Consider the following 21,899-nt stretch of genomic DNA (forward strand, 5'->3'; position numbering starts at 1 on the left):
CAAGCCGTGTCCAACTCGGCGCGCTGTACCGGGATGGCCGGTTCCTCCAGCCATCGCCGCACCAGCCGCGTGTACTCCTCGTCCATGGTCAGTCGTACTTCCCTTCCAGCGTCCACATCGGGTTCTCGTGGTGTTCGAAGCGGAGCAGCACCGCCTCCTCGGCGTCCGGCCCGTCGGCCAGCAGCACTTGCAACCGGATCCGGGTCCCCGACCGCGCGTGGCCCGCTCCGGCCCGGACACCGACCAGCCACGGCCCCGCCCAGGCGAGGACCTGGCGCGGCTCACCGCCCTCGAAGCTCACGAGGAACGGTGTGGCGGTGACCCGGCGCCGCGCGGTGATCTCCACGACGCGCCCGTGTTCGTCCAGTACCTGGGCGGGCACCGGGCGGGCGAACACCGTCGCCGGAGAAGGCGACGGGAGCCGTCCGGCCCAGTTCGCGTCCGCCTGCGCCGACCTCTCCCGTCTGTCGCCCCACGGCACCAGCCGGACACGTTCGGCGGGATCGCGGCCGCCGTCGAGCACCGCGGTGAAGACGCTCTCCGGGCCGAGCAGCCCCTGCACCCGCACCAGGGCGCGGGCGGCGCGCTCGCCGGACAGGCCTTCGTCCTCTGTGGACGGACGCAGCGCGCCGGCCGCGCCCGCCTGCCACAACCCGAGTTGCAGCGACCGGCCTTCGACGGTCTCCTCCGGCTCCAGCCGCAGCCGCACGACACCGGATCGGGGCCGCGCCGAGCTGTCCCGGACCTTCAGCCAGCCTTCGAACTGCCAGCGCACCCTGTCCGCGACGCCGGACGGGGTCAACGGTTCTGCGCAGCGCCACACTCTTCCGAGTTGTTCGCCGGTCTCGGTGGTGGCGTAGATGCCGAGGCGGGTACAGGCCAGTCCGTGCGCGGCGAGCCCGGCGTGGAAGCGTTCACCGAGCCCTTTCGCCACGAACGCGGCGGCGTCGACCCTGTCGATCGGCGGGTCGAACGCCTTCGCGAGCGAGAGTTCCGGTGGCGGGCGGCGGCGCAGCGGCGGACGTTCGGACCGCCCTCGTGCCAGCCGGTGAGCGAGGACGCCCTCCGTCCCGAAACGCGCGGAGACGTCGCTTTCGCCGAGCGCCGCGAAAGCACCCAGCGTGCGAAGGCCCAGCTGCCGGAGCAAGGTGACCAGCTCGGTTCGCCCTGCTTCGGGCTGATCGAGCTCGCGAATGGGCAACGGGGCGAGGAAAGCCGCCGTCTCGCCCGGCCCGACCAGTGTCGAGCGGCGGGCGGCGAGCGTCGCGGCGAACAGGCCGTCGGCGACGCCGACCTGAGATTCCACCCCCGCCGCCACGGATACCTCGTCCACCAGCCTTTCGAGGAGACCGTGCTCGCCGCCGAAGTAACCGGCCGCGCCGTCGACCGGGACGGCGACGATCCCCGGGCGGACGACCTCGACGCCGACCGCCAGCTCCTCCACCGCCTGCGCGACGGACTCGAAGAGCCGGGCGTCACGGCCGTCGTCCTCACCGAAGACCGCCAGATCCGGGCAGGAGGACTGGGCCTCGCGCCGCCGCATCCCGCGGCGGACGCCGAATCCCCTGGCCACCGCCGTGCAGGCGACCACGCGGTTCGCCGAGAAGACCGCGGCCGGACGGCCGACGGGCTCGCCCGCGACGGCCGCGGCGGCGACCGCGGGCCAGTCCGGGCACCACAGCACCAGCATGCGTACAGGTGGGTTCACGCCGTCCCCCACCTCGCCGCGGTCGCGGTGGGGAAGTCGGCCTTCTCGACTTCGCCCTCGCCGGGGAACCGCAGCAGCGCCGACATCGGCCGGGCGGCCGCACCCCGGCCACCGGCCCGCACCTCGACCTCACGGGTCCGCAGGTAGCCCGAGCCGCCGCCGGTGAAGCCCGTCCAGCGCGCGCGACGGCAGCTCAGTTCGACCTCCGCACCGGGCCAGGAACCCAGCGAAAGCAGCACCGAACCACGGTTACGCGCGCGGGCGGACAGCCGTCTCGCCACGTCGGTCCGGGCGAGCCCCGGACCGACGACCACGAGATCGAAGCCGTCGAGCAGGGCCGCGGTCACCGCCGGGAACTCGGCACCGGGACGGGGGACCAGCGCGAGCCTGCCCACCTCGACCCCGAGTTCCGCGGCGGCGACCACCCCGAGCGCGGGCAGGCCGACCGCGACCGCCCACGCACCGCCGGCGGTGGCGGCGGCGAGCAGGGTGAGCATCAATGACGTGGACCCCAGCACCGAAACGGTGCTCCCGCGCCGGAGCCCCGCGGCGGGCAGCAGACCGGACAACGCCGGGGACACCGGGAGCACCCTTCCCGTCGTCCTCGCGTGTTCGGCCGCGGAAGCCACGCCACTGGCCGTGCTCACTCCTGGCAAAGCCGCCAGCCTCGCCAACGGCAAGGCCCGTGCTTCGACCACCTCCGCTGTCACCGGACCTCGCCTCCCCACGACACCTGAACCGTCCTTTGTGGACGGTTTGAGGGTGCCACGGGGAAGGCGGCACATCGAACGCCTGTTCGATGCCTCCAGTACACCGGTCGGCGCAGCGGTTGTCAAGCGATGAGGGAACCATCACCGGACCTGTCGTGCCCGAGGGCGGGAATCACTGGCGATCACAAGGAAAGCCGCAGCTCAGGGGTATGAAGTAGCGAAAGGTGGCGAAGACCTCCTTCCCTACTTTCAGGGTAGGGAAGGAGGCCTTCACGGAGGCTCACCTTCCAGGCGCGCCACCCCATCGACGGCTGATCGGTCAGGCCACGCGAGGCAGCGAGGCCGGGTGATGGCGCCGGAAAGCGGGCGCGGAAGTGCCCGGCTCACCGTGCAGCCAGTCGTAGAGGAAGTGAAACTCCGGCCCGAACCGGCTCGCCTCGGCATTCAACCGCTCCGGTGACGTGGACGGCCACCGACCGGTCTCGACGCGATCCCGCAGCAAGCGCAACGCCGTCAGCTCCTCGGCCGCGGTGTGCTGACAATGACCGCCCCGGTTCACGAAAACCTGCCGGACCCGATCGGGATCGACGCGGTCGCCATAGGTCCGCTCGTGTTCGGGGGCGACGCCGTCACCGATCGGGTGCAGCGTGACGATCGGCTGGTGGCCGCGTCCCGTCGGCGTCCCGGTGCGGTCGAGCAGCCGGGCGGCGGTGTGGTCGGCCTTGACGCGGGGTGCGGTGGCGAGCTTGGCCAGATCGGCGCCGAGGTCCAGGCCTGCGGCGCGGTAGGCCTGCTTCACGAGGTCGCGTTCACTCGACCGACCGAGCAGGCCGCGGTAATCCACTCCGGTGTTCCCGGTCGGGTTGCCGCCGGCCTGCTTCTCCAGATCGGCGCGGTGATCGCCCCAGGAAAGCTGGTCGTAGACCGCTTGGACGAACTTCGTCTGCTGGCGGATCTGCTCGGTGACGTCCGTGGAGCGGGGATGGTGCGCCGTCGACCAGCCGGGGACGTCGGCGAACGCGTTGGCGAGGGCGAGCCGCGCCCGTCCGCCGGGTGATTCCAGCGCCTCCGCGATCACCTTATGGGCTTTCGCGAGGTTCGCCCGCGGGTCGGCGATACGGACGATCTCGAGTTCGGGCGCCAGCAGCGTCCGGACCGCGAACCCGAGGTCCAGTGCCTGACCGAACAACGCGGAGCCGCCGGCGACCGGACCGCACATCGCCAGCGCGCCGTCGATCCGCTGCGGGAGCCGCTCGGACAGCAGGACCGCGTTGAGCCCGCCACCGGAAGCTCCCCAGGTGAGCACCTGCGCCGGGCGCCCGACGTTGCGGTCGAACCAGGACAGCAGCGCCGTCTGATCGTGAACGGCTTCCCGGGCGGAGAAGCCGTTCGGCTTGCTGTAGAGCGACGCGGCCAGCGCGTACCCCTCGCCGAGGAGGACGGGTTTGGCCTCCGGCCGGTTGGCGAGCTCGATCTCTTCGGGAACGTAGCCCGGCGGGTAGATCCCGTGGTTGTACAGCAGGAGCTTGCCGTTCCAGTTGGACGGCACCTCGACCCGGTACTGGGCGCCGTCGATCGCTCCTGTGTGGACACGGACGTCGTCCGCGGCGAGGGCCGGCGCACCGGTGACGATCAGCGCGGCGGCCAGGATTCCTGTCAACGTCATGCCGGAAATGCTGGCAGCGCAAGGCTTCGCGGGAATCCGTCGAGACGCGGCTTCTCGCCTACGCCTCCCGACGTACGAGCTCTTCCGCCAGTTCGACGACGATCCCCTCCGGGCTGCGGACGTAGCAAAGCCGGTAGCTGTCCTCGTACTGGACCAGTTCGCCGACGAGTTCGGCGCCGTGCGGCCGCAAACGCTCGAGGGCGTCCTCGATGTCCTCCACGGAGAACACGAAGTGACGGATGCCGGGCGTGTTCATCGGAGCGCGCGAATCTTCTGCCTGACCGGACGGCGTCCGGTACTTGATGAGCTCCACACCGCCCTGGCCGTCCGGTGGCCGCAGCACCGCGATATCCGTCCGGACCCCTTTCAGGCCGGTGAGGCGATCGACCGTGTCACCCTTGAGTGACGCCTCGCCTTCCAGTTCGAGACCGAGTGCGATGAAGAACGCCTTGGCCGCTTCGAGGTCGTGGACGACGACGCCGACGTGTTCCAGTTTCTTGAGTGTCATGACAGTTCCTTTCAGGCGCTCTGCCGGCGCATGAGCTCTTCGACGGCGGTGGGCAGCGTGGTCTCGAAGTCGATGAGCTTGACCCAGGTCGGGGTCACCACGATCCGGACCATGCCGTCGTAGAGCGACCGCACCTGCTTCTCCCACTCGATCCGCTGCTCGGGCGTCATCTCGTAGGTGCCGCTCCACTGCATGTACTCGTCGGGGATGCCGTCGACGTAGTCCAGCTCGACGGTGCCGCGGAGGAGCAGGATCTTCGGCGGGTGCGATTCGGTGTCGATGGTCAGGGCGACGGCGGGGTTGCGGCGCAGCGACGGCAGCTTCGGCGCGTTCGTCGGGGTGCACATGACGATCTCCTTGCCGTTCCAGTGGATGCCGATCGGGATCGACCGCGGCGTGCCGTCGAGCGCGGTGTAGGCCAGCCGAGCCAGGTCACGGGCCAGGAGCTCCTGGCTGAGCGGGCGGTTCAGGATCTCGTCGATCGTGTTCTGCTGCATGTCGCTCTCCTCGAGTCGCCGTCTTCGCGGACACCCCAGGGACGCGACCGTCCTCCGCACTTCGACACTCCAGAATGTGACCCGCATCACATCACTTTTAGTGGGCTAATCGCGATCCGTTGTCGAAAGCGCCCCCGGCCAGGCGTCGCCTCTATGAAGGCACACGAGAGAGGACAGTCATGGCGAAGGAATCCGAGGTCCGCTTCGAGGGCTTGATGCCCACCACGCCCGCCGACACCTGGGCCGCGATCACCACGGGCAGCGGCGGATGGCTCTGGCCGATCCGGTACGAGCCGCGCGACGGCGGCGCCGAATCCGGCCTCACCCCGAACGGTGGCATGGTGACCGTCTGGAAACCGTCGAAACGCTTCGTCACCTATGCCGAGGACGAGAAGGGCTGGTTCAACACCCTCGAGTACGTCCTCGAGCCGAAGGACGGCGGCACCTACCTGCGCTACGAGCACATCACCGTCTTCGACGACTGGGACGTCGACTACGACGCGTGCAAGCGGCACACGGCGTTCTACTACCACTCGCTGAGCGAATATCTGACGCACTTCAACCTGCGTCAGGCGAAGTACTTCAAGGCCGACGCGCCCGAAGCGTCGACGGCCCCGGAGGCGTTCGAGGCCGTGCGGGTGGCGATCGGCGCGACGGTCGCGGGCGATCAGGTGCGCTTCGAAGTGCCGGGTGCCGGCACCGTCGAAGGCGTCGTCGACTACCTGACGCCGGCGTTCATCGGCGTCCGGACCGAGGACGCGCTGTACCGCTTCTACGGCCGGAACGCCTGGGGCCGGCCTGTCGGCATCGGCCATCACCTGTTCGCCGAAGACGCCGACGCGGACAAGGCCGAGAAGGCGTGGACGGCCTGGCTGAACGGCCTGTACGCCTAGCGGGGCAGGTTCTTCGCGAGCTCGGCGCCGACGGACTTCGCCGCTTCGGCGGACTCCCCGGGCGGAATCGGCGAGTTCGTGAAGAACCCCTTGTCCCAGCCCTTGTAGGTGACGATGACGACGTACACGCCCTGAGTGAACCGCAGCTCTGCGCCGCTGAAGGCACTGTCGGTGTCCAGGGAGACGAGAACCGCCTTCGTCCCGATCCCCTGCACCTGCTGCTGACGCTCGGACGGCGCGGCCGACCCGACGGAGGACTTCGCCGCCCGCTCTTCGGCGTCCGGTCCTTCGTGGCGATAGACCATGACCTGGAGGGTGCGGTCGTGGACGTTGTCGCCGTCCGGCGCCGACCAGGAGCAGCCGACCTGATTGGTGACGATGTCACCGGCCTTGATCTCGTTCTCGCGGGTGCCCTGGAAGCTGTTGGTGACCGTCTTGTTCAGGGCCTCCGGGGAGACCTTGCACTCGGTGGGCGGCGGCTCGGAAACCGGCGCCTTGCCGACCGACGAGTAGTACTCCGACGCGAAGATGCCGCCGGGGATGCCCAGTCCGAGCAGCACCACGCCGCCCACGATCAGGCCGACGATCAGCCCGGTCTTTTTCTTCTTGGGCGGCTGCCCGTAACCCGGCATCGGCGGGCCGTACCCGGGCGGCGGACCGTATCCCGGGCCACCGGGTGCGCCGTACCCCGGGGGCGGGCCGTAACCCGGCCGGCCTCCTTGCCCAGGTGGCGGGCCATGACCCGGTCCCTGGCCGTACCCCTGCGGCGGCTGGTGCACCGATCCTCCTAGCGATCCTTGCGTACGCGCGCGTCGCGATTAGCCCGCTAAAGGCGACACGCGGCCAGCATGGCACGGCGGCCCGGGGCGCGGGTGGCCGATGGGGTCAGCCCACCGAATCGAAGGCGGCCATGGCGACCGACTTGGCCGCGCCGGAGAGCACGTCGGCCGGTATGCGCTCGTCCGCGAAGAAGCCCTTGTCCTTGCCGGAGTACATGACCCAGACCTGGACCTTGCCGCGCTGTGCCCACAGCTCCGCCGTGCCGTGCGCGCTGCCGTACCGCTCGAGCCGGGACCACGCCCGGTCCGGGATCTCCGGCTGCGGGACGATCTCGCCCTTCGTCGGCGGGTGAAAGTCGCTCGCCTGCCGTTCGGCGTCCGGCCCGGTGAAGGCGGTGATCGAGACGTACAGGGACCGATAGCGCACGTGCTCGTCGGGCGTGGGCCGCCAAGTGCACGAGGTGAGCTTCGACGACGTGGCGGCCGCGGACGGCGGGTTGACCTTGACCTCGGTGAGGTTCGGGACGCCGAGGCGCTCCATCGTCGGCCGCAAGGCCTCGCACTCCGGCGGGGCCGGGGTCGACGTCGGGACCGCCCCCGTCGACTCGTAGTACTTCGACGCGAAGATGCCGCCGGTGACCCCGCCGCCGACGAGCAGCGCCGTCAGCGCGACGATCACCAGGATCAAGACGATCCGGCGTTTCTTCTTCGCCTTCGCCACCACCCAGGGCGGCGGAGGCGGCGGCCCGCCCGGTCCTTGAGGCTGATACATCCGAGTTCCCCCCTCGGGAACGCCTTTAGCGGGCTAAACGCGATCGGATCGCGATTAGCCCGCTAAAGGCGTTTTGACGTCAGTGAGCGAAGTGGCGCGTGCCGGTGAGGTACAGGGTGACCCCGGCGGCCTCGGCGGCGGCGATGACCTCGGCGTCGCGGATCGAGCCGCCCGGCTGGACGACGGCGCGGACACCGGCCTCCAGCAGGACTTCGAGGCCGTCCGGGAACGGGAAGAAGGCGTCCGAAGCGGCGACGGCGCCCTTCGCCCGGTCTCCCGCCCGCGAGACCGCGAGCCGCGAAGAGTCGACCCGGTTGACCTGACCCATGCCGACGCCGACGGTCGCGCCGTCGTTCGCCAGCAGGATCGCGTTCGACTTCACCGCGCGCAGCGAACGCCACGCGAACTCGAGGTCGGCCAGCGTCCGCTCGTCGGCGGCCGCGCCGGTGGCCAGCGTCCAGTTCGCCGGGTCGTCGCCCTCGGCGGCGATCGTGTCGACGGTCTGCACCAGCACGCCGCCGGAGATCGGCCGGAACTCGATCGGATCCGGCGAAGTGATCGCGGGCAGCTTCAGCAGCCGCACGTTCTTCTTGCGCTGCAGGATCTCCAGCGCCTCGGCGTCGAAGTCCGGGGCCAGGACGACCTCGGTGAACACCTCGGAGATCTGCTCGGCGGCCTCGCGGCTCACCGGCCGGTTGGTCGCGATCACCCCGCCGTAGGCCGAAACCGGGTCGCAGGCGTGCGCCTTCCGGTGTGCCTCGGCGACGTCCTCGCCGACCGCGATCCCGCACGGGTTGGCGTGCTTGATGATCGCGACGGCCGGGGCCTCGAAGTCGTAGGCGGCGCGGCGCGCGGCGTCGGTGTCGACGTAGTTGTTGTACGACATGGCCTTGCCGTGCAGCTGTTCCGCGTGCGCGAGGCCAGGGCGCCAGTGCTTGTACAGCGCGGCCTTCTGGTGCGGGTTCTCGCCGTAGCGCAGCACGTCGCCGCGTTCCCAGGTCGCGCCGGTGAAGTCCGGGAAACCGGAGTCGTCCGCGGGCGCGTAGACGTTGGCGAACCACGCGGCGACAGCGGTGTCGTACGCCGCCGTGTGCGCGTAGGCCTGGGCTGCGAGCCGCTTGCGGTCGGCCAGCTCGAAACCACCGGCGGCGACGCGCTCCAGCACCCAGCCGTAGCGGGACGGGTCGACGACGACGGCGACGCTGCTGTGGTTCTTCGCCGCCGCGCGCACCATCGCCGGGCCGCCGATGTCGATGTTCTCGACGCAGTCTTCCGGGCTCGCGCCCGAGGCGACAGTCTGCGTGAACGGGTACAGGTTGACCACGAGCAGGTCGAACGGCGCGATGTCCAGCTGCTTGAGCTGCTCGACGTGCTCCGGGCGGTCACGGTCGGCGAGCAGGCCCGCGTGCACGCGCGGGTGCAGCGTCTTGACCCGGCCGTCGAGGGACTCGGGGAACCCGGTGACCTCTTCGACCGGCGTCACCGGCACCCCGGCGTTCGCGATGACCTTCGCCGTGCCGCCGGTCGACACGATCTCGACACCCGCCGCGTGCAGCCCGGTGGCGAGTTCGAGCAGGCCGGCCTTGTCCGAGACGCCGATCAGCGCGCGCCGGACGGGACGCTGTCCCTGTGCGGTACTCACGAAAACCTCACCTTTCGTCCCTCGACCGCGCACCCGCTCCGGCCGAGCTTTTCGATCGTTTCCACCAGGAGCCTGCGTTCCACGGCCTTGATCCGCTCGTGCAGGACGTGTTCGTCGTCATCGGATTCCACGATCACCGGCTCCTGCGCGATGATCGGCCCGGTGTCGACTCCGGCGTCGACGAAATGGACCGTCGACCCGGTGATCTTGACGGCCATCGCCAGCGCGTCGGCCACGGCGTGCGCGCCGGGGAACGACGGCAGCAACGCCGGATGCGTGTTGATCACGCGGCCGGGGAACCGCGCGAGGAATTCGGCGCCGAGGATCTTCATGAATCCCGCCGAGACGACCAGGTCGGGCTGGTAGGCGGCGACGGCTTCGGTGATCGCCTTGTCCCAGGCCTCGCGGTCCGGATGGTCGGCCATCCGCACGGTGAACGACGGCACGTCGGCGCGTTCGGCCCGCGTGAGCGCCTCGATCCCGGTGCGGTCGGCTCCGACGGCGACCACCTTCGCCGGGAAGTTCGGCTTTTCGACGGCGTCGAGCACGGCTTGCAACAGCGTGCCGGAACCGGACGCGAGGACGACGAGCTTCACCGGAGTGGGCAGGTCCAACCGACTAGCCAGAACGGGCTCCTTGCCACGGCGGTACGCACTCGGGCGTACGGCGCTTCACCTGGTCGCGACAACCCTAACGGTCGCCGCCGGGCGCGCTTTCGTCGCCGGACCCCTCGGTGGACTCGGTCACAACGATGTCCTGCTCGGGCTCGGTTTCGGGCTCTCGTTCCGCAGGGGTCTCGTCGTCGTCCTCACCCAGCTCGCGGGCGAGTTCCGCTTCGGCCTCGTCGTCGAATTCGTCGTCGACGTCGGTTTCGGTTTCGGTTTCGTCAGCCGCTTCGTCCTCTTCGGACTCGACGGCTTCCTCCTCGACTTCGGTGAGGTCTTCGGCGCCGGGTTCTCCTGGCGGCTCGGGAGCCTCGTGCGCTCCGGCGAAGAACGCGACGAACCCGCCGGGGACGACGATCCAGCAGAAGGCGATCACCGACGCGACCCCGACCGGCACGCTGACCGGGTCGAACGGCCCGTCGCCGAGCCTGCCGCCGGCGACGGTCCCGAGGACGACGCAGCCGAACGCGACGAGCGCGCCCGCGACGGCGACCGCCCGCATCCGCAGCATCGGATCTTCGTCGATCGTGCGGATCTTCCAGCCGACCAGCGCGCCGGCCAGCGCGGGCAGGAGCAGCAACGCGGGCCACCAGACAGCGTGGTGCGACGGGATCCCCGCCAGCACCGGCACCCCCGGCAGCTGTCCTTCCCGGTAGCCGAACATGCCGACGGTCAGCGAACCGACCGAGAACCCCGGCCCGGTGGTGAAGGACAGCGCGGCGACGACCGCGTTCGGCAGGTACGCCACGGAAAGCGCGAACAGGCCGAAGCTCGCACCGAAACCGGGCTCGAACAGACTGTCCACAGTGGACCACGAGAGCGCGGTGGCCGCGGTGAACACCACGGCGCCACCGGCGATCATCGCGGCGAGACCGAGCGCGCCCGCGCGCAGGCCCCGGACGGCGACCGGGTCGAACCGGTCCCGCACCGCGGCCGGAAGCCCACAGCGTTTGGCGACTCCCGCGACGGCGGCCAGCCCGGCGATGAGTCCCGGCACGCAGAAGGCGGTCAGCGGGTTGACCCCGATCGGCGATCCGCCGGCCAGCAGGGCGATGACCACGCCGAACAGCGCGTGCGCCCCGGCTATCACCGTCACCACCGGGACCGCGTCCGCCGGGGTCCGGCCGCCGATCCGGCGCGTGGCCCGCGCGGCCGCCCTCGCCGCGAGCCACCCGACGACGAGCGTCGGCAGCAGCGGCAGCACGCCGAGCGGATGACCGGCGAGTTCGAGTTCCACCTGCCAGGAGGCGAGCCAGCCCGGCCCGGCGGCGAGCAGCGCGCCGGTGGCGGAGAACCGGGACCGGTCGGCCATGAACACGACCACCGCGAGCACGGCCGCGACGGCGGTGTAGGAGAAGAGCAAAGGCGCGCAGGCCGCGGCGAGCAACACCCGAACCCGCTTGGCCCTGGACACCTCCGGCTCGGGGACGAGGTCGCTCACCGGCTCTTCGCCCGGCGGGCGTTCGTCGCGGGTGAGCAGCTTCATGATCCGCACCATGACATCCGGACTGAGCCGTCCGGGTGAGGCACGCCGCCATCGGATGGCGCGCGTGGCCCAACCCACCCGGTCGGGTAACCCCGGAAAACGAAAGCACCCGCTGTGACACGGAGAGTCACAGCGGGTGCTTTTACGTGCGAGAGGTCAGCTCTGCCGGTCGAACCCACCCGGCGGCGTGCCCGGGTTCTGGCCCTGCTCCGAGGACGGCGGCTGCTGGAAGAACTGGCCCTGCTGCGGCGCGTACGTCGTGGCCTGCTGGCCCGGCGGCTGCGTGACCGGCGGCTGGAACCCGCCCGGCTGCGCGAACGGGGCGGACGGCTCACCCTGCTGCTGGCCCTGCTGCTGCCCCGACCCGGGGAACGGCTGGACCTGGGTGGCGGCCGGGCCCTGCTGGCCCTGCTGGCCGAACGGACCCTGCGGGCCCTGCTGCGGGAACTGCTGGCTGTAAGGGGCCTGCGGCGCCTGCTGCTGCGGCTTCGCGGCCGGCAGCTTGAGGACGTCGTGCTCGAACAGCAGCGCCGCGACCGCGACCAGCATCTGCAGGATGCCGAGGATCAGGACCACGGTGAGGATGCCGGGAAGCGAGACCTCCGGGCGGCCCTCCCCGCCGTCGACGGTCGGGTAGCCGATGACCAGGTCCAGCGCGCCGAACGCGCCGAGAACGCTGAACAACGCGGCGAACGGCAGCGTCTTCGGACCGCGCGGCAACGCGTGCAGCGCCGCGAGCAGACCGGAGACCAGGAGGAAGACCGACACCTCCTTGGCCGCGTCGGCCTCGTCGGAGAAGCCGATGAAGAACTGCACCAGGCCGAGGACGGTGACGGCGAGCGCGAGCAGCAGCGCCAGGTTCAGCGGGCTCGCCGGTGACGACGGCGCCTGCTGCTGCGGGAAGGCTCCCGAGCCTGGGTGGGGCTGAGGGGGTTGCTGGCCGCCACCCTGCTGGGGGTAGCCGGGCCCACCGCTGGGATAGGACATCCGAATGCTCTCCTGTCGTTGGACCGGCACCCCGGGGCGCGCGGAACTCCCGGGACAAACGAGGCGGCTGTGATGCTCGAACGCTAGCGCACGCACGGTCACCCCACGCCTCGGGCTCTGAGACGTCTGTACACCCGATCGGGTTCCACGCGGAACCCCCTCGGCGACGCCCATTTCGCGTTTAGCCCGCTAAACGCGAACGGCGGGCCGGGCACCTGGTGAGGCGCCCGGCCCGCCGGGGAATGCGTCAGTCTCCGAAGGATCAGAGGCTGTTGTACAGCTCGCGCGCCAGGACGGCGGTCTCGCTCGGGGTCTTCCCGACCTTGACACCGGCGGCCTCGAGGGCCTCCTTCTTGGCGGCGGCCGTGCCGGAGGAGCCGGAGACGATGGCGCCGGCGTGGCCCATCGTCTTGCCCTCGGGCGCGGTGAAGCCCGCGACGTAGCCGACGACCGGCTTCGTCACGTTGTCCTTGATGTAGGCCGCGGCGCGCTCTTCGGCGTCGCCGCCGATCTCGCCGATCATCACGATGACCTTGGTCTCGGGGTCCGCCTCGAACGCCTCGAGGGCGTCGATGTGCGTGGTACCGATGATCGGGTCGCCGCCGATGCCGACACCGGTCGAGAAACCGATGTCACGCAGCTCGTACATCATCTGGTAGGTCAGCGTGCCCGACTTCGACACGAGACCGATCGGGCCGGCACCGGTGATGTCGGCCGGGATGATGCCCGCGTTCGACTTGCCGGGGCTGATCACACCGGGGCAGTTCGGCCCGATGATGCGGGTCTTGTTGCCCGTCGCGACCGCGTGCGCCCAGAAGTAGGCCGAGTCGTGCACCGGGATGCCCTCGGTGATCACCACGGCGAGCGGGATCTCGGCGTCGATCGCCTCGATGACCGCGTCCTTGGCGAACTTCGGCGGCACGAAGATGACCGAAACGTCGGCGCCGGTCTCCTTGATGGCCTCCTCGACCGTGCCGAACACGGTGAGGTCCTTGCCCTCGACGGAGACGGTCTGGCCGGCCTTGCGGGCGTTGACGCCACCCACGATGTTCGTGCCGGACTTCAGCATCTTCGTCGCGTGCTTCATGCCCTCGGAGCCGGTGAGCCCCTGGACGATGACCTTGCTGTTCTCGTTGATGAAGATCGACATCTCACGCACCTGCCGCGGCGAGCTCGGCGGCCTTGTCGGCCGCGTTGTCCATTGTGTCCACCACGGTGACCAGCGGGTGGTTCGCGTCGGCCAGGATCTGACGACCCTCGATGACGTTGTTGCCGTCCAGCCGCACGACGAGCGGCTTGGTGGCCTCGTCGCCCAGGATCTTCAGCGCCTCGACGATGCCGTTCGCGACCGCGTCGCAAGCGGTGATGCCACCGAAGACGTTGACGAACACGCTCTTCACGTCGGTGTCGTTGAGGATGACGTCCAGACCGGCCGCCATGACCTCGGCCGAAGCGCCGCCGCCGATGTCGAGGAAGTTGGCGGGCTTGACGCCGCCGTGCTTCTCGCCCGCGTAGGCCACGACGTCCAAAGTGGACATCACGAGGCCCGCGCCGTTGCCGATGATGCCGACCTCGCCGTCGAGCTTGACGTAGTTGAGGTCCTTGGCCTTGGCCTTCGCCTCGAGCGGGTTCTCCGCGTCCTTGTCGACCAGGGCCTCGTGGCCCGGCTGACGGAACGAGGCGTTCTCGTCGAGGGTGACCTTGCCGTCGAGGGCGATGATCTTGTCCTGCGGGTCACGGACCAGCGGGTTGACCTCGACCAGCGTCGCGTCCTCGGAGACGAAGGTCTCCCAGAGCTTCACGACGACGTCGGCGGCCTCGTCGACCACGTTCTCCGGGAACTTGCCCGCGGTCAGGATCTCGACGGCCTTCGCCTTGTCGACACCGATGATCGCGTCGACCGGGATCTTCGCGAGCGCTTCGGGACGCTCGACGGCCAGCTGCTCGATCTCCACGCCACCTTCGGCCGAAGCCATCGCGAGGAAGGTGCGGTTCGCACGGTCCAGCAGGAAGGAGAAGTAGTACTCCTCGGCGATGTCCGAGGCTTCGGCCACGAGCACGCGACGCGTGATGTGACCCTTGATGTCGAGACCGAGGATCGCCTCGGCCTTTTCCGCGGCCTCGTCCGGCGTCTGGGCCAGCTTGACGCCGCCGGCCTTGCCGCGGCCGCCGGTCTTGACCTGCGCCTTGATGACGACCTGGTTGCCGATCTTCTCGGCGGTGGCCTTGGCTTCTTCGGGGGTGTTTGCCACGGCACCCGGCAGAACCGGTACTCCGTGGGCGGCGAAGAGATCCCTCGCCTGGTATTCGTAGAGGTCCACTACTCCAGTCTCCTGACGACACGCCACTGTGGTGGTCCGTTGCCGGACCGCGCTGTCGGACCAGTCGAGGTTAGCGACCTGCGCAGAAGCAGGGGACTCCGCACCTGGTGAAGTCGGTCACCGTACGCGGTCAGACGGTGTTTCCACGGTGTGAGACCGCACACCGGAGACCCAGTTCGCCGCCTCTTCCAGGCTTTCGAAGGCGTTCTCGAACTTGCTCGGGCCGTTACCGACTGCGAAGAGGAGGACGTCCGGGAGCGCTTCGGCGAGCCCTTCCGGCTCACTCGCGCCTCGCACGACGCCGAGGATGTCCGGATCCTCCTGTTCGGCCGTCCGGATCAGGTGATCGGCGGTGTCGAGACGTCCGGCGTAGACGACCTCGACCCCGGCGTCGCGCAGCAGTCGCCCGAGCACGGCCGCCGCACCTTCCTCGACGCCGAACTCGGCCAGCACCACGCGAAGGAGACGACGCGTCACTCGGACCGCCGCGATCCCACGACGGCCATCCCGGCCGCGACGAGGGAGACGACGGCGGCGCCCAGCGCGAGCCAGAACCCGATACCCGCCGAAGAGCCTTCGTACGCCGAGCCGACGAGCGGCAGTTCCGCCGCGCGCAGGCCGAGCACCAGCGCGGCACCGGCCAAGGCGGCCGCGGCCGCGATCGGCCTCGAACTCACGACGAGCGCGTACAGCCCGAGCACGACCGCGAGCGCGCCGAGCAGTCCCCACGACGCCGCGCCGAAGTCCGACCACAGGCCAGGGGCGGTGTAGCCGGGCGCGGTGAACACGGGCGTGCCGAACGCGGCGATCGCCAGCACCGCCGCCGCGACGACCGGGGTGAGCACGGCGCCGTTCGCTCGCGGTTCGTCCATTCCGCCGTCGTCCGAGTCGTCGCGCTCCACCACACCGGTGATCACGGCGGCGAGCGCCGCGACGGCCGCCAGTGCGAGCGCGACGAAGGTCCAGGTGACGCCCGGGCCCGCCGAGTAACCGACCTTGTCGGGCGACGGCAGCGGCAGATCGACGCCGAACAGTGCCGGATCGACGGCCTTGTCCTCGGTCACGGACAAGGCCGCGCTCAGCACGGCCGCCCCCGCGAGCACGACCCCGGCCCACGTGGCCGCGACGACTCCCCTGGCGAACGCCGAGAGCCGCGGCACGAACACGAACAGGGCGGGCACGGCGAGTACGACGGCCGCGCCGAGCAGCAGCCAGCGCGACGGCGTCTCCGGGACGGGCGTCTCACCGTTGGCCGTCAGTACCGGGGTCAGCGCACCCGCGACCGCGGCCGCGGCGGCGAGCAGCGCCAGCCCGCCGGTGGCCAGCCGCCACCAGAACAGCCCTGGCAGCCGGGCCTCGCCCGCCAGGTCACCGGTGACCGCCTCGCCGGCTTCCGCGACGTCGAACCTGGTGAAGGCCAGCCCGAACAGCCCGAGGCCCGCGACGGTCACCAGCACCGAACCCGGCGCGACCGAGAGCCGGTCCACGACCAGCCCCGCGACCACCGGCGGCACCCCGACCGCGAGCGCCGCCAGGCCCGCGCCCGCGAACCCGCCCTTGCCGACCCCGGCCGAGGGCGAGCTCACCGCCACGAGCACGGTCAGCGGGAGCAAGGCCGCGAGCAGCAGGTACCCGGCCATCGCGACCGTCGGTCCCTCGAAGGCATTCTTGGCCAGGAGGTACGCGTTGCCCGAACCCAGGGGCGCGAGCAGCAGGCCGATCCCGCCCGCCACGCCGAGCACGGGGCCGAGCAGCCGCCAGCGGCGACGTCCGTCGAGTTCACCGGCCAGTTCGGCCTCGTCGCGGGCGGTCCCCGCGGCGAACGCCCCGGCGGCGAGGGTCAGGAGGTGGCCGGCCACCAGCGGCCACAGCCCCGGCCCCGCCGGGGGCAGCGCGAGCAGGCGATCGGCGAGGAACAGTTCCGGCCGCGCGGCGAGGGATCCGTCCGCGAGCAACTGCAGGTCCAGCAGCAGCCGTCCGGGCGCGAGCGCGGTCAGGCCGAGCACCAGTCCCGCAGTGAGTCCCGGACGTCCCGTCGACACCGCGTAGAGCACGGCCACCGCGGGCGCCAGGGCCAGCACGACCAGCAACGGCGCGGCGGTGAACCCGGGCGAACCACCCCGGACGACGGGCATCAGCGCCCCGGCGGCCAGTGCGACCGCTCCGGCCGACACCAGCCCCGCCGACAGCACGAGCGCTCGCGGGCGGGCGCCCGGTTCGCTCCGGAGAAGTTCGGCGGACGCGGTCCCGGGGACGGCCTGCCCGGTGGAGTTGTCACCGGGGTGCCGTGAGCGCGAAGTCATCGACGGCGACGCTAGCAAGCCGTGCCCGCCCAGGCCCGCCAGCAGGGGGATCGCGGGCCTCACCGGCGCTCGGCCGGGCCTCGCCGGACCGCTCAGTGCACTCACCGAAGCCCTGGATCGCGGTAAACGTCCTTCAACATCGCTGGGCAACCGGTTATTTCCCTCGTTTGCCTCCTTTCCGGCCCTCCGGTACCCCCGAATGGCCGCTTGATCTTGTAACGCAGATCACAAGGTTACGAGTAAACCTCCTCTAACTTTGGGTAATCTTCACTGGACAACGGCCAGATCGTCGTCGCCCGATCGGCCGAGAGGGCCGTCAAATCTTGCTGATCGGGGTGCCGCTTCGTTACTGTCCCCTGGTCCCCATTACAGTCAGATCACGAATGAGAGCACCGAACGAACCACCCCCGAGGTCGTTCACCGGGTTCCCCCGCCCGGGCTCTTGATCCGACTCCCCGAACATGGAAGGCCCCGTCTTGGCTTCACACCGCTCCCCCGGCGGCCAAGCTCCTTCCCCGGCGCTCGAGAACGCACTCGATGGTGCGGTCGTTCGCGTCCGGGGCTCGCACCGACTGTCGCCCCCGTCTTCGGCCCTTCGCGGCCGTGTCGTGGTCGCAGCCGTCGCTGCCGGCGCCTTCGCGGCCGCCGCTGCCGGGCAGACCCTGAAGTCCGTTTCGGAATCCTCCGACGCCGCAGTCACGCCGCTGGCCAGCGCGCAGGACGCGAGCGCCTCGTTCGCCCTCGGCGGTGGAGCCGGTGGCGGCGCCCCCGAGCTGCTGCCGACCAGCCAGTCGGCGAACGCCTCCGCCGAGGCCCAGAAGCTCTCGGACAACAACAGCATCACCCAGGCCCGCGTGAAGCGTGAGGCCGAAGCGGCCCGCAAGGCCGAAGAAGAGGCCAAGCGCCCCAAGACCTGCATGCCGACCAAGGGCACCTTCACCTCGGGCTTCGGTGCCCGGTGGGGCACGAGCCACCTCGGCATCGACCTCGCGGCCCCGATCGGCACCCCGATCGTCGCGGCCTCCGACGGCACGGTCATCGAAGCGGGCCCGGCCAGCGGTTTCGGCCTCTGGGTCAAGGTCCAGCTCTCCGACGGCACCGTTCACGTCTACGGCCACATGAACTCTTTCTCCGTCCGCGAAGGCCAGAAGGTCAAGTGCGGCGAGGAGATCGCCGAGGTCGGCAACCGTGGCCAGAGCACCGGCCCGCACCTGCACTTCGAGGTGTGGCAGAACGGCTCCAAGAAGATCGACCCGCGCCCGTGGCTCGCCGCCCGTGGCGTCAGCGTCGGCTGATCGAGCCTCTTTCCCGCTTTTCGCATCCCGGCCAGTACCGCCGGAAGCACCGGCGCGCCGGGCAACGAAGCTCTGGCGCGCCTTCAGGACCTCCGCTCCCCCCGTTTCGGGCACAAGGGAGCGTCGCAGGTTCTCTGATTCGGAGCACGTCCGGCTTTCCGGGCCCTCAACTGGCTCACGTGACGCCATCGGGCAGCTTCCGGACGAAGTAACCCCACGGCGGTCTGCCATCCCGTGCAGAGTCCCGCCGGGCGCCGTTCGATCGGCCACCATCCGGCGAAGAACCCGTGGGAAGGCCGGTACCCGGCTGATCGCGGCCCGAACGACCATCGCCGCGCGTGCCCGTATCCGACACACCGTCCGGCCCCGACCGGTTCGTGCGTCCGCGGTAACGCGCGCCAGGCCGCGACCAGCCTGAGCACTTCCGGCGGTTCCGGACCCCGATCCGGCCCCGCCCCTTTTCAACACCCCGCAAGCTCTCAAGTACCCCAGCGGAGAGCGCACCAAACAAGACCCCGTCCGCACCGTGCGCCCCCTCTCCGTTCCGGGGGGCATACCGGCTTGCCCAGCATACCCCAGCGCATCGAACTCGTGTTCGATGGCACAGGTATACGGGAAGGGCCCGACAGTTTTCGGGCGCGGCGAAGAAACCGCAGGTCAGAGCTACAGTTTGACCATCGGGACGCTGCCGATCAGCATCAGCCGGACCTTGCCGGCGGCACCGAAGTCGATCGTCGCGGTGGCCCGGGGCCCTGCGCCGTCGCAGGCGATGACGGTCCCGAGGCCGTACTTGTCGTGGCTGACCCTGTCGCCGACGTCGAGCTTGAGCGCGACGGTGTCCTTCCAGCCCTTGCCGAACGGGCTCGTGCCCGCCGACCTCGACGACGACGCGGCGCCGCCGCCACGGCTTCCCCACGTCGTCGCGGCGCGCGGCGAGCCACCCGACGAACCGAAACCGCCGGAGGACGACGACGGCGCGAGCCTGCGCCAATCGACCAGGTCGGCGGGAAGCTCGTCGAGGAACCGCGAAGCCGGGTTCATCTGCGGCTGGCCCCAGGCGGAGCGCACCATCGAACGGGAGACGTACAGCCGCTTCCTGGCGCGCGTGATCGCGACGTAGGCGAGCCGTCGTTCCTCGGCCAGTTCGGTCGGGTCACCGAGCGCGCGCATGTGCGGGAAGATCCCGTCTTCCCAGCCCGTGCCGAAGACGACCGGGTACTCGAGGCCCTTCGCGGTGTGCACGGTCATCAGCGTGACCACGCCCGCGTCGTGCCCTTCGCCGTCCTCGCCGCCGTCGGCCGCGGGAATCGAGTCCGCGTCCGCCACCAGCGAAACCCGCTCCAGGAACGCGGGCAGCGAGCCCGGCTCCGGCACTCCGGCATCGGTGGGTTCGGCCTCGGGGAGTTCGCCGTCCGGACCGGCGACCTCGGCGGTGAATTCGGTGAACTCCCGCGCGACGGTGACGAGTTCCGTCAGGTTCTCCACCCGCGACGCGTCCTGCGGGTCGTCGGACTCCTCGAGTTCCGCGCGGTAGCCCGTGCGCTCCAGGACCGCTTCGAGGATGTCGGCGACCTCGGCGCCGCTCTCGGCGACTTCGCCCAGTTCGTCCAGCAGCTCGACGAAACCGGTGATCGCCTTGGCGGAGCGCGGGTTCAGCAGCGGCACCTCGCCGTTGACGGCGCCGCGCAGCGCCTGCGCGAACGAGATGCGCTCCCGCTCGGCGTACGTCGCGATGACCGCTTCCGCGCGGTCGCCGATGCCGCGTTTGGGGACGTTGAGGACGCGGCGCAGGCTGACCGTGTCCTCCGGGTTCGCCAGCACCCGCAGATACGCGAGCATGTCCCGGACCTCGCGCCGCTCGTAGAACCGCACGCCGCCGACGACCTTGTAAGGCAGGCCGAGGCGGATGAAGATCTCTTCGAAGACCCGCGACTGGTTGTTGGTGCGGTAGAAGACCGCGACGTCGGAGTAGTCCGCCTCGCCCTTGTCCGCCAGCGCGTCGATCTCGCCCGCGACGAACGCTGCTTCGTCGTGCTCGTTGTCCGCGACGTAGCCGACGATCTTCTCGCCGTCGCCGGAATCGGTCCACAGCCGCTTCGCGCGCCTGTTCGGGTTGCGCGCGATGACCGCGTTCGCCGCGTTCAGGATCGTCTGGGTCGAGCGGTAGTTCTGTTCCAGCAACACGGTCCGCGCGTTCGGGAAGTCGCGTTCGAATTCCTCGATGTTGCGGATGGTCGCGCCGCGGAAGGCGTAGATCGACTGGTCCGCGTCACCCACGACGCACAGTTCGGCGGGCTCGAGCCCGGCCTCGTTCTCCTCGGTGCCGACCAGTTCGCGGATCAGCGTGTACTGCGCGTGGTTCGTGTCCTGGTACTCGTCGACCAGCACATGCCGGAACCGCCGCCGGTAGTACTCGGCGACGTCCGGGAAGGTCTGCAGGAGTTCGACCGTCCGCATGATGAGGTCGTCGAAGTCGAACGCGTTGGCCTGGTTGAGCCGTCGCTGGTACTCGACGTAGACCTCGGCGACGCGGCGCTCGAGGTCGTTGCCCGCGTCGGCGACCGCCGTGTCCGGGTCGATCAGTTCGTTCTTGAGGTTCGAGATGTTCACGGCCAGCGTGCGCGCCGCGTACTTCTTCGGATCGATGTCGAGATCCCGGGCGACGAGCGTGATGAGCCGCTTCGTGTCGTCCGAGTCGTAGATGGAGAAACTCGACGACATCTCCAGCGTTTTGGCCTCACGGCGCAGGATCCGCACGCACATGGAGTGGAACGTCGACACCCACATGGCGTTCGCCCGGCGGCCGACGAGGTCGCTCACCCGCTCCCGCATCTCCGCGGCGGCCTTGTTGGTGAACGTGATCGCCATGATCTGGCCGGGGTGCACGTGCCGCTCGGCCAGCAGATACGCGATCCGCCTGGTCAGCACCCGGGTCTTGCCCGAACCCGCGCCCGCGACGACCAGCAGCGGTGAGCCCGCGTGGGTCACGGCCTCGCGCTGCGCCGGGTTCAGGTCGTCGAGCAGGTCGGAGTGCCGGGACTTGGCCGGGCCGTCCGCTGGGAGATCGAAGAGGGTGTTCATCGCCGGTCCACGCTACAGCGCCGGGCGTAGGCGCCGTTGCCGCCTGCCGTCCGACGCGCGGGCGGTGTTCGCGGCGGAGGATCGGATGCCATGGACACCAACGGAATTCCCTCCCGGCTCCGGGCCGCCGACGCCGACCGCGAGCGGGTCGCCTCGCTCATCCAGGCCGCCGGCGGCGAAGGCCGTCTCAGCCTCGAAGAAGTAGAAGACCGGCTAGGCACTGTGTATTCCACCAAGTACACGGACGAACTGGCCGCGCTCACCTCGGATCTGCCGAAACCCGCGCCGAAGCGACGCACGGTCGTCTTCGGGCATCCGGCGGTGCGGATCCACCTCGCGGTGGCCGTCGCGCTCTCGGTGCTGCTGATCGTCCGCTGGACGGTTTCGGGGGTGCCGTTCTTCTGGCCCGCGATGCCGATGTTCTGGCTGGCCATGAGCGTCCTCGTACACGCTCGCGTCCGCGGAGCGCGACGTGATTTCGGCCGGGGTGACGGCGTCTCTGTGGCATAATGATCGGCATGCGGCACGCGACGCGATTTTTTTACGGGACCCGGACTCCGGCTCCCGTGATCGCATAGTGCCTCCA

At 70.3% G+C, this 21,899-nt stretch carries 19 protein-coding genes; 3 read left to right on the forward strand and 16 right to left on the reverse strand.

The window, feature by feature from the left end; genetic code table 11:
* Positions 1-88: 88 nt before the first annotated feature.
* The 5 genes from ACZ5IK_RS34155 to ACZ5IK_RS34175 form a co-directional block, all read right to left on the reverse strand.
* Positions 89-1,690: a DNA polymerase Y family protein gene (locus ACZ5IK_RS34155; protein WP_465491549.1), complete on the reverse strand. Its 1,602-nt coding sequence runs from the start codon at positions 1,688-1,690 to the stop codon at positions 89-91.
* A 14-nt stretch (positions 1,691-1,704) separates the two neighbouring features.
* Positions 1,705-2,418, reverse strand: a complete 714-nt coding sequence (locus ACZ5IK_RS34160; RefSeq protein WP_465491485.1) for a hypothetical protein — start codon at positions 2,416-2,418, stop codon at positions 1,705-1,707.
* A 319-nt stretch (positions 2,419-2,737) separates the two neighbouring features.
* Positions 2,738-4,084 carry a hypothetical protein gene (locus ACZ5IK_RS34165; protein ID WP_465491486.1) on the reverse strand — a complete coding sequence of 449 codons (1,347 nt, stop codon included), beginning with the start codon at positions 4,082-4,084 and terminating at the stop codon, positions 2,738-2,740.
* A 58-nt stretch (positions 4,085-4,142) separates the two neighbouring features.
* Positions 4,143-4,592, reverse strand: coding sequence for a VOC family protein (locus tag ACZ5IK_RS34170; protein WP_465491487.1), 450 nt, complete (start codon positions 4,590-4,592; stop codon positions 4,143-4,145).
* An 11-nt stretch (positions 4,593-4,603) separates the two neighbouring features.
* Complete coding sequence (locus ACZ5IK_RS34175; RefSeq protein ID WP_465491488.1) at positions 4,604-5,089, reverse strand: pyridoxamine 5'-phosphate oxidase family protein; 486 nt, start codon at positions 5,087-5,089, stop codon at positions 4,604-4,606.
* 179 nt (positions 5,090-5,268) lie between these two features.
* On the opposite strand from ACZ5IK_RS34175, the gene ACZ5IK_RS34180 reads away from it, so the two are divergent.
* Positions 5,269-5,982: an SRPBCC family protein gene (locus ACZ5IK_RS34180; RefSeq protein ID WP_465491489.1), complete on the forward strand. Its 714-nt coding sequence runs from the start codon at positions 5,269-5,271 to the stop codon at positions 5,980-5,982.
* Here ACZ5IK_RS34180 and ACZ5IK_RS34185 read toward each other — a convergent pair.
* From ACZ5IK_RS34185 to ACZ5IK_RS34230, 10 genes are all read right to left on the reverse strand, one after another.
* Positions 5,979-6,614 carry a hypothetical protein gene (locus ACZ5IK_RS34185; protein WP_465491490.1) on the reverse strand — a complete coding sequence of 212 codons (636 nt, stop codon included), beginning with the start codon at positions 6,612-6,614 and terminating at the stop codon, positions 5,979-5,981. The genes ACZ5IK_RS34180 and ACZ5IK_RS34185 overlap by 4 nt on opposite strands.
* Before the next feature lie 253 nt (positions 6,615-6,867).
* Entirely contained in the window at positions 6,868-7,533 is a 666-nt protein-coding gene (locus ACZ5IK_RS34190; protein ID WP_465491491.1) for a hypothetical protein, read from the reverse strand.
* A 79-nt stretch (positions 7,534-7,612) separates the two neighbouring features.
* Entirely contained in the window at positions 7,613-9,175 is a 1,563-nt protein-coding gene (purH, locus tag ACZ5IK_RS34195) for a bifunctional phosphoribosylaminoimidazolecarboxamide formyltransferase/IMP cyclohydrolase (protein ID WP_465491492.1), read from the reverse strand.
* On the reverse strand, positions 9,172-9,789 hold the full coding sequence (gene purN / locus ACZ5IK_RS34200) for a phosphoribosylglycinamide formyltransferase (protein WP_101612254.1): 618 nt from the start codon (positions 9,787-9,789) through the stop codon (positions 9,172-9,174). Before purN ends, purH begins: the two co-directional genes overlap by 4 nt.
* A gap of 76 nt (positions 9,790-9,865) precedes the next feature.
* Positions 9,866-11,338, reverse strand: a complete 1,473-nt coding sequence (locus ACZ5IK_RS34205; RefSeq protein ID WP_465491493.1) for a cell division protein PerM — start codon at positions 11,336-11,338, stop codon at positions 9,866-9,868.
* Between the two features lie 144 nt (positions 11,339-11,482).
* A complete protein-coding gene (locus ACZ5IK_RS34210) occupies positions 11,483-12,313 on the reverse strand; it encodes a DUF5336 domain-containing protein (protein WP_465491494.1) in 831 nt (276 codons plus the stop codon).
* Between the two features lie 262 nt (positions 12,314-12,575).
* Positions 12,576-13,463, reverse strand: coding sequence for a succinate--CoA ligase subunit alpha (gene sucD / locus ACZ5IK_RS34215; RefSeq protein WP_076163092.1), 888 nt, complete (start codon positions 13,461-13,463; stop codon positions 12,576-12,578).
* A gap of 1 nt (position 13,464) precedes the next feature.
* Positions 13,465-14,634 (reverse strand): ADP-forming succinate--CoA ligase subunit beta, encoded by a 1,170-nt coding sequence (sucC, locus tag ACZ5IK_RS34220; RefSeq protein ID WP_101612251.1) that lies wholly within the window; start codon positions 14,632-14,634, stop codon positions 13,465-13,467.
* Positions 14,635-14,751: 117 nt separating this feature from the next.
* Entirely contained in the window at positions 14,752-15,111 is a 360-nt protein-coding gene (locus tag ACZ5IK_RS34225) for a hypothetical protein (protein WP_465491495.1), read from the reverse strand.
* A complete protein-coding gene (locus tag ACZ5IK_RS34230; protein ID WP_465491496.1) occupies positions 15,108-16,937 on the reverse strand; it encodes a hypothetical protein in 1,830 nt (609 codons plus the stop codon). Before ACZ5IK_RS34230 ends, ACZ5IK_RS34225 begins: the two co-directional genes overlap by 4 nt.
* Positions 16,938-17,545: 608 nt before the next feature.
* On the opposite strand from ACZ5IK_RS34230, the gene ACZ5IK_RS34235 reads away from it, so the two are divergent.
* Positions 17,546-18,232 (forward strand): M23 family metallopeptidase, encoded by a 687-nt coding sequence (locus ACZ5IK_RS34235; protein WP_101612249.1) that lies wholly within the window; start codon positions 17,546-17,548, stop codon positions 18,230-18,232.
* Between the two features lie 663 nt (positions 18,233-18,895).
* Here the strand turns inward: ACZ5IK_RS34235 and pcrA are convergent.
* Positions 18,896-21,313, reverse strand: a complete 2,418-nt coding sequence (gene pcrA, locus ACZ5IK_RS34240) for a DNA helicase PcrA (protein WP_465491497.1) — start codon at positions 21,311-21,313, stop codon at positions 18,896-18,898.
* A 90-nt stretch (positions 21,314-21,403) separates the two neighbouring features.
* Between pcrA and ACZ5IK_RS34245 the strand changes: the two genes are divergently transcribed.
* Complete coding sequence (locus tag ACZ5IK_RS34245; protein ID WP_465491498.1) at positions 21,404-21,823, forward strand: DUF1707 SHOCT-like domain-containing protein; 420 nt, start codon at positions 21,404-21,406, stop codon at positions 21,821-21,823.
* Positions 21,824-21,899: the final 76 nt, after the last annotated feature.

The organism is Amycolatopsis sp. NPDC031561 (assembly GCF_055580625.1).

Coding starts and splice junctions, on each gene's coding strand:
- ACZ5IK_RS34155 (WP_465491549.1), bottom strand. CDS start 1,690: ATGCTGGTGCTGTGGTGCCCGGACTGGCCCGCGGTCGCCGCCGCGGCC.
- ACZ5IK_RS34165 (WP_465491486.1), bottom strand. CDS start 4,084: ATGACGTTGACAGGAATCCTGGCCGCCGCGCTGATCGTCACCGGTGCG.
- ACZ5IK_RS34170 (WP_465491487.1), bottom strand. CDS start 4,592: ATGACACTCAAGAAACTGGAACACGTCGGCGTCGTCGTCCACGACCTC.
- ACZ5IK_RS34175 (WP_465491488.1), bottom strand. CDS start 5,089: ATGCAGCAGAACACGATCGACGAGATCCTGAACCGCCCGCTCAGCCAG.
- ACZ5IK_RS34180 (WP_465491489.1), top strand. CDS start 5,269: ATGGCGAAGGAATCCGAGGTCCGCTTCGAGGGCTTGATGCCCACCACG.
- ACZ5IK_RS34185 (WP_465491490.1), bottom strand. CDS start 6,614: ATGCCGGGTTACGGGCAGCCGCCCAAGAAGAAAAAGACCGGGCTGATC.
- ACZ5IK_RS34190 (WP_465491491.1), bottom strand. CDS start 7,533: ATGTATCAGCCTCAAGGACCGGGCGGGCCGCCGCCTCCGCCGCCCTGG.
- ACZ5IK_RS34205 (WP_465491493.1), bottom strand. CDS start 11,338: ATGGTGCGGATCATGAAGCTGCTCACCCGCGACGAACGCCCGCCGGGC.
- ACZ5IK_RS34210 (WP_465491494.1), bottom strand. CDS start 12,313: ATGTCCTATCCCAGCGGTGGGCCCGGCTACCCCCAGCAGGGTGGCGGC.
- sucD (WP_076163092.1), bottom strand. CDS start 13,463: ATGTCGATCTTCATCAACGAGAACAGCAAGGTCATCGTCCAGGGGCTC.
- ACZ5IK_RS34230 (WP_465491496.1), bottom strand. CDS start 16,937: ATGACTTCGCGCTCACGGCACCCCGGTGACAACTCCACCGGGCAGGCC.
- pcrA (WP_465491497.1), bottom strand. CDS start 21,313: ATGAACACCCTCTTCGATCTCCCAGCGGACGGCCCGGCCAAGTCCCGG.
- ACZ5IK_RS34245 (WP_465491498.1), top strand. CDS start 21,404: ATGGACACCAACGGAATTCCCTCCCGGCTCCGGGCCGCCGACGCCGAC.